The 12,927-nt window shown below is 67.8% G+C and carries 14 protein-coding genes and 1 pseudogene; 9 read left to right on the top strand and 6 right to left on the bottom strand.

The genetic code is table 11. The annotated features are described in order from the left end of the window. Positions 1–96: 96 nt before the first annotated feature. The 9 genes from pstS (at position 97) to VJ655_RS18100 (ending at position 8,097) form a co-directional block, all read left to right on the top strand. Positions 97–1,149 carry a phosphate ABC transporter substrate-binding protein PstS gene (pstS, locus tag VJ655_RS18140; protein ID WP_324113506.1) on the top strand — a complete coding sequence of 351 codons (1,053 nt, stop codon included), beginning with the start codon at positions 97–99 and terminating at the stop codon, positions 1,147–1,149. A gap of 51 nt (positions 1,150–1,200) precedes the next feature. Beyond that, positions 1,201–2,148, top strand: a complete 948-nt coding sequence (gene pstC, locus VJ655_RS18135; RefSeq protein ID WP_324113503.1) for a phosphate ABC transporter permease subunit PstC — start codon at positions 1,201–1,203, stop codon at positions 2,146–2,148. Between the two features lie 9 nt (positions 2,149–2,157). Next, positions 2,158–3,012, top strand: a complete 855-nt coding sequence (pstA, locus tag VJ655_RS18130) for a phosphate ABC transporter permease PstA (RefSeq protein ID WP_324113502.1) — start codon at positions 2,158–2,160, stop codon at positions 3,010–3,012. Between the two features lie 8 nt (positions 3,013–3,020). Further along, on the top strand, positions 3,021–3,821 hold the full coding sequence (pstB, locus tag VJ655_RS18125) for a phosphate ABC transporter ATP-binding protein PstB (protein WP_324113500.1): 801 nt from the start codon (positions 3,021–3,023) through the stop codon (positions 3,819–3,821). Positions 3,822–4,051: 230 nt separating this feature from the next. After that, positions 4,052–5,848, top strand: a complete 1,797-nt coding sequence (locus tag VJ655_RS18120; RefSeq protein WP_324113498.1) for a copper resistance system multicopper oxidase — start codon at positions 4,052–4,054, stop codon at positions 5,846–5,848. After that, a complete protein-coding gene (locus VJ655_RS18115; RefSeq protein ID WP_324113496.1) occupies positions 5,845–6,753 on the top strand; it encodes a copper resistance protein B in 909 nt (302 codons plus the stop codon). Before VJ655_RS18120 ends, VJ655_RS18115 begins: the two co-directional genes overlap by 4 nt. A gap of 44 nt (positions 6,754–6,797) precedes the next feature. Next, positions 6,798–7,085, top strand: coding sequence for a hypothetical protein (locus tag VJ655_RS18110; RefSeq protein ID WP_324113494.1), 288 nt, complete (start codon positions 6,798–6,800; stop codon positions 7,083–7,085). A gap of 2 nt (positions 7,086–7,087) precedes the next feature. Beyond that, entirely contained in the window at positions 7,088–7,528 is a 441-nt protein-coding gene (locus VJ655_RS18105) for a periplasmic heavy metal sensor (RefSeq protein WP_324113493.1), read from the top strand. An 80-nt stretch (positions 7,529–7,608) separates the two neighbouring features. Next, a complete protein-coding gene (locus VJ655_RS18100) occupies positions 7,609–8,097 on the top strand; it encodes an RNA polymerase sigma factor (RefSeq protein ID WP_414647003.1) in 489 nt (162 codons plus the stop codon). Between the two features lie 7 nt (positions 8,098–8,104). Here the strand turns inward: VJ655_RS18100 and copD are convergent, their stop codons facing one another. The 6 genes and pseudogenes from copD to VJ655_RS18070 all read right to left on the bottom strand — a co-directional run. Further along, the gene (gene copD, locus VJ655_RS18095; RefSeq protein ID WP_324113491.1) at positions 8,105–9,028 is read right to left on the bottom strand and encodes a copper homeostasis membrane protein CopD; all 924 of its coding nucleotides are present in this window, start codon (positions 9,026–9,028) and stop codon (positions 8,105–8,107) included. Continuing rightward, positions 9,028–9,393, bottom strand: coding sequence for a copper homeostasis periplasmic binding protein CopC (gene copC, locus VJ655_RS18090; RefSeq protein WP_324113489.1), 366 nt, complete (start codon positions 9,391–9,393; stop codon positions 9,028–9,030). Before copC ends, copD begins: the two co-directional genes overlap by 1 nt. A gap of 251 nt (positions 9,394–9,644) precedes the next feature. Then, a pseudogene (locus VJ655_RS20990) lies at positions 9,645–9,893 on the bottom strand (recombinase family protein); the annotation flags it as partial. Positions 9,894–10,281: 388 nt separating this feature from the next. Further along, positions 10,282–11,361, bottom strand: a complete 1,080-nt coding sequence (locus VJ655_RS18080; RefSeq protein ID WP_324113487.1) for a metallophosphoesterase family protein — start codon at positions 11,359–11,361, stop codon at positions 10,282–10,284. Continuing rightward, positions 11,358–12,776: a phosphoesterase gene (locus VJ655_RS18075; protein WP_324113486.1), complete on the bottom strand. Its 1,419-nt coding sequence runs from the start codon at positions 12,774–12,776 to the stop codon at positions 11,358–11,360. Before VJ655_RS18075 ends, VJ655_RS18080 begins: the two co-directional genes overlap by 4 nt. Further along, a partial coding sequence (locus VJ655_RS18070) for a Ca2+-dependent phosphoinositide-specific phospholipase C (protein WP_324113508.1) occupies positions 12,773–12,927 on the bottom strand: 155 nt, incomplete at its 5' end. The genes VJ655_RS18075 and VJ655_RS18070, both read right to left, overlap by 4 nt.

The following is a 12,927-nucleotide window of genomic DNA, read 5'->3' as shown; positions in this document are numbered from 1 at the left end:
AAGGCGAACTTAACTTGTGTCATCCGGCTGTTATATTTTCCACCTAATCAGCTCCCGTCGGGCGCCTTCCAACTCACGCGCCCTGGGAGATGACGGATGTTCAAGACGATCGCGGTCGCGCTCAGCGCGACGGTTCTGGGCGCGACGGCTCTGGCGGCGGGCGCCGCTCAAGCTGCGGACCTGTCTGGCGCGGGCGCCACGTTCCCGGCTCCGGTCTACGCCAAGTGGGCCGAGACCTATAAGGCGCAAACGGGCATTGGCCTGAACTACCAAGCCATCGGCTCCGGCGGCGGCATCAAGCAGATCACGGCCAAGACCGTGCAGTTCGGCGCTTCGGACAAGCCGCTGAAGCCGGAACAGCTGGACCAGGTCGGTCTCTACCAGTTCCCGACGGTGATGGGCGGCGTCGTGCCGGTCATGAACCTGCCGGGCGTCAACCCGGGTCAAGTTCATCTTACGGGCGCGCTGCTGGCCGACATCTATCTGGGCAAGGTCACCAGGTGGAACGACCCGCGCATCGCCGGCCTGAACAAGGGCGTGAAGCTGCCGAACCTGCCGATCACCGTCGTGCACCGCTCGGACGGCTCGGGCACGTCGTTCCTGTTCACCTCGTACCTGTCGATGAAGAGCCCGGAATGGCAGTCGAAGGTCGGCGCCAGCGACTCGGTCGAGTGGCCGACCGGTCTGGGCGGCAAGGGCAATGACGGGGTCTCGGCCTTCGTGAAGCAGACGATCGGTTCGATCGGCTATGTCGAATACGCCTACGCCAAGCAGAACCACGCCGTGTACGCCCTGGTGCAGAACAAGGCCGGCCAGTTCCCGGCGCCGACCGCCGCCAATTTCGCCGCCGCCGCCGCCGGCGCCGACTGGAACAAGGCCCCGGGCAACTACCTGCTGCTGCTCGACCAGCCGGGCGCCAAGTCGTGGCCGATCACCGGCGCGACCTTCATCCTCGTCTACAAGAACCAGGACGACGCCGCCGCCGGTCAGGGCGTCCTGAAGTTCTTCGACTGGGCCTACAAGAACGGCGACGCCGCCGCCGCCGCTCTGGACTACGTGCCGATGCCGGCCGCCGTGAAGGCGCTGGTTCGCAAGCAGTGGGCCGCCAACGTCAAGGCCGGCGGCAAGCCGGTCTACGTCTCGAAGTAAGCGTGCCCAAGGGCGGAGGCCTCGGTCTCCGCCCGTTCATCCGAGGCGACCATGACCGACGCCGCCCTCAGCCGGCCCGCCTCGCGCAGCGCCTGGCTTGATCCGATCTTCGAAGGCGCGTGCCTGTTCGCCGCGACCTTGCTGCTGGCCGCCTTGGCCGGAGTCGTCGCCTCGCTCGCCATCGGTGGCTGGCCGGCGCTGAGCCATTTTGGCCTGAAGTTCTTCGTCACCACCTCGTGGAACCCGGTGACCGAGGTCTATGGCGCGGCCGGACCGATCATCGGCACCCTGGTCACCTCGTTCTTGGCGCTGGCCATGGCGCTGCCCGTGGCGCTGGGCGTCTCCATCTTCCTGGTGGAGTTCTGCCCCAAGCCCCTGGCGCGGCCGATCGCGGTCGCCGTGGAGCTGCTCGCGGGCATTCCCTCGATCGTCTACGGCATGTGGGGGCTGTTCGTGCTGGCCCCGTTTTTCGCCGAGCACGTCCAGCTGCCGCTGATGATGAACGCTCCGGCGGGCTCGATCTGGGAGACGCTGTTCTACGGCGTGCCGAACGGCGCCAACATCTTCACCGCGTCTCTGATCCTGGCGATCATGATTCTGCCCTACATGGCGGCGGTGTTCCGGGAACTGTTCCTGACCGTGCCGCCACAGGTGCGCGAGAGCGCCTACGGCATTGGCTGCACGCCGCTGGAAGTGATCCTGTCGGTGGTTCTGCCCTATGTCCGCGGCGGGGCGATCGGCGTCGTCATGCTGGGCCTGGGCCGCGCCCTGGGCGAGACCATGGCCGTGACCTTCATCATCGGCAACGCCCACGGCCTGCCCAAGTCGCTGTTCGACAGCGGCTCGACGCTGGCCTCGACCATCGCCAACGAGTTCACCGAGGCCACCGGGGTCATGCACACGGCCGCCCTGACGGCTTTGGGCCTCGTTCTTTTCGTCATCACCTTCGCCGTGCTGGCGATCGCGCGCCTGCTGCTGCTGCGGCAGCGGTACGACTAGGGGCGCCCGATGAGCACGATGCTGTCCAGACCCGCGCGGCGCGCCTTCGCCAACACCGTCTTCGTCGCGGCTTGCGGCCTGGCGACCGTCCTGGCCCTGACCGCGCTGGGCTTCATCCTCTATTCGCTGTTCAAGCAGGGGATCGGAGGTCTCGACGCCAACATCTTCAGCAAGGATACACCGGCGCCCGGATCAGTGGGCGGCCTGCGCAACGCGATCGAGGGCTCGCTGATGATGTGCGCCATGGCCATGGCCATGGCGGTCGGCGTCGGGATCCTGGCCGGCACCTGGCTGGCCGAATACGGCGGCGCCAGCCCCTACGGGCATCTGGTTCGCTTCCTCAACGATGTCTTGCTGGCCGCGCCGTCGATTCTGGTCGGCCTGTTCGTCTACGAACTGGTGGTGCGGCCTCTGCACGGCTTTTCGGGCTTCGCGGGCGCGGTCGCCTTGGCGCTGCTGGCCGTGCCGGTCGTCACGCGCACGACCGAGGACATCCTGCGCCTGCAACCCGACGCGCTGCGCGAGGCGGGGGCCGCGCTCGGAACGCCCCGCTGGGTGACGATCCGCAAGATCATCTGGCGCGGCGCCGGCGGCGGCCTGCTGACCGGCGGTCTTCTGGCTTTCGCCCGGATCAGCGGCGAGACCGCGCCGCTGCTGTTCACAGCGCTGAACAACCAGTTCCAGAACCATGACCTGTCCAAGCCCACCGCCAGCCTGCCCGTGGTGATCTTCCAGTATGCGCTCAGCGCCTATGACGACTGGCGCCGCCTGGCCTGGGCCGGAGCCCTGCTGATCGCCCTGACCGTGCTCGCCATCAACATCATCGGCCGCGTGATCGCCGCGCGGGAAACCCATCGCCCGTGACATAGACCATGAACGCCATGACCCCGCCCGAGACCTTCGCCGCTGACCTGCCTGACGGTATGGTCACGTTGCGCGCCCGCAACCTCGACTTCTTCTACGGCAAGCACCAGTCGCTGCACGGCGTCAGTTTCCCGGTCGCGCGCAACGCGGTGACCGCCCTGATCGGCCCGTCGGGCTGTGGGAAGTCGACCCTGCTGCGGACCTTCAACCGCATGTACGACCTCTATGCCGGCCAGAAGGCCGAGGGCGAGGTGCTGCTGGACGGCGAGAACCTGCTGACCATGAAGGATGTGGCGCGGCTACGCTCGCGGGTCGGCATGGTCTTCCAGAAGCCGACGCCGTTCCCGATGTCGATCTACGACAACGTCGCCTTCGGGGTGCGCCTCTACGAGGGTAAGTCTCGCACCGAGATGGACGCGGTCGTCGAGAACGCGCTGCGCAAGGCCGCGCTATGGGACGAGGTGAAGGACAAGCTGAAAGCCTCTGGCCTGTCGCTCTCAGGCGGGCAGCAACAGCGCCTGTGCGTCGCCCGCGGCATCGCGGTCGAGCCCGAAATCCTGCTCCTGGACGAGCCGGCCTCGGCCCTCGATCCGATTTCGACCGCCAAGTTGGAAGAGACCATCACCGAACTGAAGGCCGACTACACGATCGTGATCGTGACGCACAATCTTTCCCAGGCCGCCCGGATTTCTGACTACACGGGCTTTATGTATCTGGGGAAAATGATCGAGTTTGGCCCGACCGACGAGATCTTCATGCGGCCTAAGGTGACGCGGACGCAAGATTACGTCTGCGGTCGGTTTGGCTAGATTATCTGCGATCGCCAAACTTTATCGGCTTGGCCCCATTCTTGGCGAATGTCCACGATCTGGAGTGACGTCAACGGCGGCTTCTGGCGCAGACTGACAGCATGCAGCCGCAGGCCTGACTATAGTGGTTTCCGTGTCCGCGTGAGGGATCATCGCCGCAGCTGCGTATGGAACATGCGCGGCCGGAGCGAACCGGCTCGCCAAGACCCGTTCTGGCCACAGGATCGCCCATGCTCTCGCGTCCCCATGTCGTTGATCGGCGCACGCTTCTTCACCGCCTGGGCGTCTTGGGCGGCGGTACGGCGCTCGCCAGCTTGCTGCCAGCCTGGGCGAGGGGCGCGATCGCGTCGCCCTCGTCCCCGGCGATCCTGTCGGGCGAGGACATCAAGCTGACCGTCGGCCACACGCCGATCAGCATTGACGGCAAACCCGTCCACGCCGTGACGATCAATGGAACCACGCCAGGACCGCTGCTGCGCCTGAAGGAAGGGCAGAGGTTGCGGGTCTCGGTCACCAACACCCTGGACGAGGACACCTCCATCCATTGGCACGGGCTGCTGGTCCCCTCGCACATGGACGGCGTACCAGGCCTCAGCTTCCCGGGCATCCGCCCCGGAGAGACCTTCGTCTACGACTTCCCGGTGATCCAGGCGGGCACCTACTGGTACCATAGCCATTCGGGGCTCCAGGAGCCCGTCGGCCACTATGCGCCGATCGTCGTCGAACCGGCCGCCCCCGATCCCGTCGTCTACGACCGCGAACACGTGATCATGCTCGCCGATCACAGCGACCTTCATCCCCACATCGTCTTCAAGCGCCTCAAGCAGATGGGCGGGGCGTTCAATTATCAGAAGCAGACGCTCGCCGGCCTTCTGGCCGGCAAGGACCAGACCCTGGCCGAGCGCCAGGAGTGGGCCAGGATGCTGATGGACCCGACCGACATCTCCGACATCACCGGAGCGGTCCAGACCTATCTCGTCAACGGTCATGGGCCCCGCGACAACTGGACGGGCCTCTTCAAGCCGGGCGAGCGCGTGCGCTTGCGGTTCATCAACGCCGCCGCCCAGATGATCTTCAATGTCCGCATTCCGGGTTTGCGCCTGACCGTGGTGGCCGCCGATGGCCAGAACGTCGTTCCCGTCGAGGTCGACGAGGTCCAGATCGGCAACGCCGAGACCTACGACATCATCGTCACGCCAAACGAGGACAAGGCCTTCACCCTGGTGGCCGAGACTGTCGACCGCTCGGGGATGGCGCGCGGCACTCTGGCGCCGCGGCCGGGCATGAGCGCCGAGGTCCCCGCCTTGCGCGCCAGACCGCTGGCGACCATGCGCGACATGGGTATGGACATGGGTGGCATGGGTCATGCGGCGATGGAAGACGGCGCCATGCCGGCCGACAAGCCAGCGCCCGGCATGGCGCCGGCGAGGCCGCGCGGCGCCGACCGGATGCGCGACATGCCGAGCATGGACATGTCCATGCTCAATCCCAAGAATGCGCCCCAAGTCGCCATGGGCCCCGGCGTTCAGATGATCGCGCCGATGCCGGCCGACCGCACCGGCGAGCCCGGCCAGGGCCTGGAGAGCGTCGGCCATCGCGTGCTGGTCTATCGCGATCTCGTGGCGCTCGATCCCAATCCCGACCCACGACCGCCTGGGCGGAAGCTTGAGATCCATCTGACCGGCAACATGGAACGCTTCATGTGGGGGTTCGACGGCAAGCGCTATTCGGACCATCCCGCGCCGTACGCCTTCAAGGCCGGCGAGCGCGTGCGCGTGACCCTCGTCAACGACACCATGATGGCCCATCCGATCCATCTGCACGGGCACTTCTTCGAGCTGGCGATCGGGCCGGCCGGTCGTCAGCCGCGCAAGCACACCGTGGTCGTGGCGCCGGGCGGCAAGGTGAGCTGGGACTTCACCGCCGAGACCGGCGACTGGGCGATGCACTGCCACATGCTCTATCACATGCACGCAGGCATGTTTCAGGTGTTCGCGGTGCGCCCGGCGGTGGGAGGCGCCCAATGAACCGGCTGTCCATCGCGATCTTGGCCGCCGCGATCGCCACGCCAGCCATGGCGCAAGACCATTCGGCCCATCACTCGCCCGCGCCGACAGCCACGCCGGATCCTCATGCCGTTCATCAGGCCGCGCCGGCGACCATGGCCGGGGAGGGGGCGCTGGCCGTCCTTGAGCCTTCCGCGGCCGCGCCCCCGCCGCCGAAGGACTTCGCTGCGGACGCGGTGTTCGACGCCGCGGGCATGGCCCGAAGCCGCCGGATCCTCGACCAGGAACACGGCGGCGCGCGTCTGTCCCAGGTTCGGGCCAATCTCCTCGAATACGCCGCCGGGCGCGGCGAGGACGGCTATCGCTGGAACCTCCAAGGCTGGTATGGCGGCGACCTCAACCGCTTGGTCGTCAAGACCGAAGGCGACGGCGCGGTGGGCGGCAAGCTGGAAAGCGCCGAGGCCCAACTCCTCTATTCCCGCGCCACGGCCCGCTACACTGACCTGCAGCTGGGCTTGCGACAAGACATGGGGCCCGGCCCCAGGCGCACCTACCTGGCGGCCGGCTTCGAGACCCTGGCGCCGTACTGGATCGAGCTGGAGGGCGCGGCCTTCCTGTCCGACAAGGGTGACGCGTTCGCGCGGCTCGAAGGCAGCTATGACCTGCGCCTGACCCAGCGCGTGGTGCTCCAGCCACGGGCCGAGCTCGACTTCTCCGCCCAGGACGTCGCGCGCGAGGCGGTCGGTTCGGGGCTCTACAAGGGCGAGTTTGGTCTGCGTCTGCGCTACGAGATCCGCCGGGAGCTCGCGCCCTATATCGGCGTCTCGCACGCGCGCCGCTTTGGCGGCGCGACCGACTTGGCGCGCGCGCGGGGTCTGGACACGCGCGAGACAAGCTTTGTTATGGGCCTGCGCGGCTGGTTCTAGGTTCAGCGCTCGACGCCACGTCACATGAAGCCGAGGAAGGCCTGATGAACGACACCCTGGAGCAGCAATTGGAGGCGTTGCGCCGCCAGCCGCCCGAACGCCTTCACGGCCTGGAAGGCGCCGTCTGGAGCCGCATCGAGACTCTGCGGGGCGGAGAAGTGGCCAGCAGGGGCCTGCTGCCACTGCGCACGGCTTCGGTCGTCGCGGCCCTGGGACTGGGCCTTCTGGGGGGGCGTCTGGCCACGCGCGCCCTTGAACCGGTCGCGCCCGAGATCTCGGTGTTCTCGGTCGACGCGCGCCTGGCGCCATCGACGCTTCTGGGAGGACACTAGCCGTGGGGCGCGCGTCCCGCGGGGCCGCCTTGACCGTGATCCTGGCCCTCATCGCCGGAGCGGGTGGCGGATGGCTCGGCGCGTCGGTGTGGCCGAGGCCTCAAGCGCCGCTCTCGGTACACGACGTCGTCCATCACGAACTGGATCTCAGCCCCGAGCAGCAACAGCGGCTGGCGGTGCTGGAGCGCGACTTCGCCGACCGTCGCCAGGCGCGCGAGGCCGAGCTGAAGGCCGCCAACGCCGAGCTCGCCGCCGCCATTGCTAGCCATCACGAATATTCGCCCGAGGTCGCCGCTGCGGTCGAACGCTTCCACGTCGCCATGGGCGCGCTGCAGAAGGAGACCGTGCAGCACGTGCTGGCCATGCGCGGCCTGCTCACCGCCAAGCAGGCGCAGACGTTCGACCGCCGGGTCACCCAAGCTCTGACGACCGATGCTCCGTGACGCCAGGGCCGGGGGAGTCGGACGATAGCGTCCTTGCGCGGCGCGCCGCCGACGGCGACGACCAGGCGTTCAGCCAGTTGATGCGCCGCCACAAGGGCGCGCTCCACGCCTTCGCGCGCCGGCACGTCGGCGACTCGGACGCGGCGCTGGACATTGTCCAGGAGACCTTCGTCGCCGCCTGGAAGGCGCTCGGCCGCTATGATCCGGCGCGCGCCTTCCCGGCCTGGCTGCGGGCGATCGCCCTCAACAAATGCCGAGACCGCGGCCGCCGGCTGCTGGTCCGACGCCTTATTCTTGGCGAGCGCTCCATCGACGTGAGCGCGACCACGGACTACCCCGACAGCGCCCCAGGGCCGGAGGCGGCGCTGCTCGACGCGCAGCGGGCCGCCCGGCTGGAAGCGGCGATCGCGCGGCTGCCCGACACGCTGAAGGAGCCGTTGATCCTCACCTATCTCGACGGCTTCTCTCAGCAGGCCGCCGCCGAAATCCTGCGGGTCAGCGTCAAGACGGTCGAGACCCGCGTCTACCGCGCCCGTCGGCGACTGGCGGAAATGCTGGGCGAGCCCTGACCGCGGCTCATGGGCCGGCGATGGGGCTCATCCGTCCAAGCCAGGCCACGGCGGCCATCACGGCGACCGCCGCGCCGGTCTCAACCGCCAGGCTGACGCAGAGGGCTGTCACGGCGGCGCGGCCTTTCTCGCCATCGCCAAGGACCGCGCGCAGGGCCGGGGTCAGGTAAAACCGGTTGGCGCTCGCCAGGACCAACATCACGGCGAACAGGGCAAGCTTCAGGAGAAGCAGCCGACCGTAGGGCGTGGCCATGAGGGCGTCCGTTCCTTCGAGGCCGACCAGGAACCAGCTGTTGACCAGGCCGCTGGTCAGGATCAGCGCCACCAGCAGGGAGCCCAGGCCCGCGAAACCGGCCAGCGCGTCGTGGAGCGTTTCTGGGCTCGCTTCTCCATCGCGCGCGGCCAGGGTCAGGCGGACGAAGAAGGCCAGGGCCCCGATCCAAGCGGCGGCCGCCAGCAGATGGACGATGTTGGCCATAAGATGCAGCATCGAGCCCACGCCCTCCGTCGCCGCCCCATGGCCCATCCAGGCCAGGCTCCCCGTCGCGATGACGCCCAGCGTCAGGAGAGCGAGCCAACGGCGCCGACTGAGGCGCGCGCCGAGCATGACGAGGGCGAGGGCGGCCGCGAGGGCTCGGACGATCGACGAGGGGCCCATCGCCATACCGCTGAACACCGCCTGCAGGCTCGCCGGCTCGAGCGCGGCGGCAAGCGATCCGGCCAGAAGAGCCGTCTGCGCCAGGAGGCCGGCGACGGTGGCGACCAGAAGCGTCCCGGCGGCGGTGGCCAGCATCGACCTAGGCCAGTCGAGACTCGCGGCGCTGGCCACGCCGTCGCCGAGCAGCGAGCGGAGCGAAAACAGCGCTCCGCCCATCAGCACGAAGGCGCCCGCGTATTGGATGAACCGCAGGCCGATGATGAGCGCTTCCATCAGTCCTTCACGGTGAAGTCGATCGCGCCGCTCATGCGGTGACCATCATCGGCCGAAGCCGCATGCCACATGACCTTGTAGGCGCCGGGCTTCAAACGAGCCTGCGGCGCGCCGACCAAGGTCTTGTGGTCGGCGCCCATCGACACCTTGACGCCGACCGCGCCGCCATCGCCCCGGGCGAGTTCGAAGGACGAAAAGGCCGGAACCAAGCGCTCGTTGAAGGTGAGGGTGATGGTGTTGGGCGACGCGACCGTCGCTCCAGCGGCGGGCGTGGAGGCGAGGAGCTTGGCATGAGCATCGGCTTGGCTGGCCGCGAGCGAAAGAAGGACGGCGACGGCTAGGGAGGCCTTGGAGGAATGGGGCATGGAAATCCTCAGTGGATGGGCTTGCTTGATTCACTACGCGGCGCGGCTTGATTTCCCTCAAGGCTTCTCCATCCCGGGCCTCAAAGCCGCAGCCTAGAGCCGCAGTGTCGCTGACTCCTAGATCGTAGATCTGACAGGCCAGCAGGACGAAACGCCTGCGGTCTCTTTCCGCGCGACAGGCTCCTACGTGCCCGGTCGCGACTCCAATAGGTGCGACGGCCGCTTGTAGCGCTTCTTCGGCGATCCGAGGGGCGACCGCCCAGCCGGCCACGTGCGTTCGCCGCGGCGAGCCCCACCAAGGTCCGCTCGCATACCAGGTCCCGTTCCATCTCCGCCATCGCGACCATGACGTGGAAGAAGAACCGGCCGGCGGCCGTGCCTGTGTAGATCCCATCGGTCAGGCTGGCGAAGTTGGCCTCCTTTGTCCGCAGCTCCGCCGTGAAGTCCACCAACTGCCGAACCGTCCGTCCCAAACGGTCCAGCTTCCAGACAACCCGTGTCGCCTGTCACTGGCTCTTTCTGTCGCAACTGACGGCCTCAAGGATGCCCGCATGAAGACTGACCCAATGTGTCGCCACTGACTCCATAATCGCGGAACGTGACTCCAAAATTTGCGACTGATTTTTGGCTTTTTTGACTCTTTGCCGGCGTCGAGGAGTCCGCGCCTGGCAACGCTCTGGCGCCGACGGTCTCCAAACCTTCCTGGCTGAAGTCGGCGCGATAGTTGATGTAGAGCCCGTTGTAGAAGGCCAGCCTAGTGCGGTGATTCTGCGCCAACTGGCTCGAGCCCCTATTGCGATCCATAACAGCTCTTCCCAGAGCTATGCTTGGAAGGCGCCCGAATGACGTTCCAGGTGCGCCATCATAACCGCGCGCCTAGCCTGGATCCTACTTCTGCTCGGCCTCCACGTAGGCGTCCGACCAGGATTCCCAGTTGGCCGAACCGTCCTTGAAGCGCATCCAGGTCTTGAACTTGCCAGGCTTGGCCTCGTCGAGCAGCAGCACTCGGCCGCCGCGCGCCCGGTCGTTGGTTGGGTCCGAGGGCGGGGTGTGGGGGTAGCCGCGCGAACCGACCACTCCCACCTGGCCCAGATTGACGCCGTGAAAACGGCCCATGTAGTTGTTGACGTGGTCGTGCCCGCAAAACACGCCCATGACGTCCTTGCGGTCCAGCAGGGCCCCGAACAGGCCGCCGTTGATCGACGAGGGCGACTCCGGCTCGTGGCGTTCGCCAATGACCTTGCGGGTCATGACCATCTCGCGGAACTCGGGCAGCGGAATGTGGAAGAACATCAGCCCCGGGACTTTGCCGCCCCAGGTCTTTTCGAGTTCCTGCGAGGCCTTCCAGTACCAATAGGTCTGGTCGGCGTGGAACCACTGATAGCGCTCGCTCGGGTCCTCGGCCTTGGCTCCGGAATCCATCAGCCAGATGTCGGCGACCGGCTTCGTGCCCGCCGCGTTCCAGAGCAGAAGATTCTTGTCGCCGACGCCCGACTGTCCCTGAACCCAGCCGCCGTTCATATTGTAGGGATAGCTCTCGTACAGTCGGAACGCCTGGTCGCGGCTCATGCCGGTCTTGGGGAAATGCTCGTTGTCGTGGTTGCCCAGCACCACGGCCCACGGAACCTTCATCTGCTCCATGACGCGGCCGACATTGGCGGTGGCCTTGGCGACGTCCTCAAGTGTGAAGCAGCTGTCGCCCGAGATATTGTCGCCGCAGGCGATGACAAGATCGGGCTTTTCCAGGCCGATCAGCTTCTCGGTCAGGGCCATGCCGTCGAGGTCGGGCTGGGGCGTATAGTGCAGGTCGCTGATCGCCAGGATCTTGAACTGGCCGTCGGGACGGAACTGCAGCCGACGGCCGCCGGGCGCCGTCGGCTTGGTCGGAACCGAGGCCAGGGCCGGGCCGGCCGCGGCGGCGGACAGGGCGGCGAGCAGAGCACGCCGGTTGAGGCTGGAAAGAGTCATGGCGTCTTACTCCGGACGGCGGGCGCGGCCCTTGGGGTGATGAAGATGGGATTGGCGTAGAACCACAGGTCCGCCCAAGGATCCTCGTCCGCCGCATCGGAAGCGGGCTCGAGCTCCTCGCCGGCGGTTCCACGCAGACGGACATAGGCGGCGTGGTCGAGCGCGGGCAGGACCACGGACGCGGAGATGGTCTCGCCGTCGCGGGTCCAGTCGCTGGGAGACAGGCGGCGAACGACGCGGGCGCGCGGACCCGACGCGCCGACATCGCCCAGGATCACGTCAATGCGGCGCAGTTCGGGGCGGCGTCCGGCGGCGTTGGGGGCGGCCGGGTCGCGCAGGCGGATGTCCAGCGTAACGGCGGAGCCCGGCTTGATCGGCAGGGTCTGGCCCAGGCTCGCGCGCGCCTTGCCGGCGCTGGCGACGACATCGAGCGAGGCGATCAGGTCGCCGGTGGTCGCGAACACGCGGCCCTTGCGCAGGCCGTCCAGGATGTCGTCGCCGTCGCGGCGGGCCAGGACGTAGGTCTTGGCGTATTCGCCCGGCCAGAAGTCCTCGCCGCCGTCGCGGAAGTTGCGGTGGGAATCCGAATTGGCGGTGATCCACCAGTGGCGTCCCTCGGACAGCAGGTCGTCCCAGACGCCGCCCAGCCTGGCGGTCATCTCATCAAAGCCGCCCAGCGTCGGGGCTCCGCGATAGAGGCCGCGAGCCCGGCGGTCGGAGGGAAGGCGCCCCCAGGCGGAATGGGCGGCCTGGTGGCCCGGCGCGCCCTCCATGCCGATGGCCACGTCCGGGGCGAGGTCGTTCCAGGCGCGGAACCGGGCCAGCGCGTCCGTCTGATGGTCGCCTGGCGCGCGGGCGCCCCGCGAGGGGTGGTTGGCGATCACGATCGGCGGTGAGGGCTGGGCGGCCATGGCCCGCAGCGCCTCCAGCATCAGAGCGGGCTTGTCGCGCTGGGCGTTCGCGCCCAGGACCTCGTGCGTCTCGTAGGCGGCCTCAAGATCTCGGAGCTGGTCAGCCTCGTCCGGGCGGATCGGCATGATCAGGCTGGAATGGTCGGCGCCGGGGGTGTCGAACTCCATGCCGTAGAACTGGATCACCTCCGGAACCCGTTGGCGCGATTGCAGGAGCTCGGCGTGGACGGTCTGGGCTCGGACGGCCGAAAGGCCCAGCCCGCCATGATCGATGGCCGCCATCCAGGCCAGGCCATGGGCGCGGGCGCGCTCGGCGTTCCGGGCGATCGGATAGACTCCGTCGATCCCCGGCGAGTAGCGGGTAGTCCCGTCGGCGAAGGTCAGGAACTCTCCCGAGCGTTGGCTGTGGACGTGATGATCACCCGCCAGCCAGGCGCGAGGCTCGGCCTGAACCGCGCCGCCAAAACCGATCAGGAGCAGGCCGACCAGCCCGGCGCGCGTCATCGCGCCGAGCTCGCGGGCTTGCAGCCGGCCGCCCGTACGGGATTGCAGCGGGCCGGCGCGCCGCCCGGCAAGCGCACGGCATAGGAGCCAATGTCGGGGCGCGGCTCCTCGAAGTCGGTGGAGACGTATTGCGCGCCCGAGGCGAAGGCCG

Origin of the sequence: Caulobacter sp. (genome assembly GCF_035254145.1) — a bacterium.
GTDB lineage: Bacteria > Pseudomonadota > Alphaproteobacteria > Caulobacterales > Caulobacteraceae > Caulobacter.
The sequence above is the reverse complement of the archived record's forward strand: the minus strand, read 5'-3'. Positions and strand labels throughout refer to the sequence as shown.